1 protein-coding gene and 1 pseudogene are annotated in these 755 nt (G+C 73.4%); both read right to left on the minus strand.

Annotated features, from left to right (window positions below; all coding sequences use genetic code 11):
• Positions 1-226: pseudogene (locus AX737_RS35780) on the minus strand (RND transporter); the annotation flags it as partial.
• An 88-nt stretch (positions 227-314) separates the two neighbouring features.
• Positions 315-755, minus strand: a 441-nt coding sequence (locus tag AX737_RS35130) for a hypothetical protein (protein WP_245293432.1), incomplete at its 5' end; no start/stop codon positions are given.

Below are 755 nucleotides of genomic sequence, written 5' to 3' on the forward strand. Positions count from 1 at the left end.
GGCTCGTTCGTCCGGAAGCGGTCGAGGAACAGCGTCAGGGTGCCGTCGCGCGGGATGGCGACGAGCTCGAAGGCGTCGGACAGCGCCTCGCCGCGCGGCGCGATGGTCTTGGTGACGGGCGGCGGCGCGGCGCCGTGGTCATGCCCTCGTGGGCGAGCGCGGGCCCCGCCAGGACGGCGGCAAGCAGCGCCACCGCCCCGGGGGCGGCGGCAAGACGGGTCGACATGAATGGGTATCCTCGCGTCGGGAAGTCCGGATGCACGCCGCGATGGCGGACGCAGTCCGGGCGTTGCGCGCCTCAGGCGCGCCTCACGTCACGCGAGGGTTCGTGGCGGCTTGGGCAGGGCCTCGGGGCCGACGCCCGGGCGGCCAGCGACGTCGTGCGGGATCAGCTTGGCAGTGCGGACCACGGGAAGTGACAGGGCCCCCGTGCCGGACATGATGCCCGACGCGCAACAGACCATGGTCCCGCAGCAGGAGCCCCTGCAGCCGGCCGGACAGCACCTACCGCCGGCGTCATTCGCTCGCAGCGAGGCCACCGGCTCGACGGCCGGCGCCTGAAGATCGACAGCGGTCCGGGGCCTCGCCGACGTCTTTACGACGCGCGAAGGGGCAGCAGAAACCGTGGTCTCAGCGATGGAGGGCGCCGCCTGGACATATGCCGCCGCGGCTTGGTGGCGGCCATGGTGCGCGTGGCCCTCGTGGGCCTGGACGGCGGACGGCGCGACGTAGGCGATGATCGCGAGGATCATCGC

The organism is Methylobacterium sp. CCH5-D2, from assembly GCF_001556475.1.
GTDB classification, from domain to species: domain Bacteria; phylum Pseudomonadota; class Alphaproteobacteria; order Rhizobiales; family Beijerinckiaceae; genus Methylobacterium; species Methylobacterium hispanicum.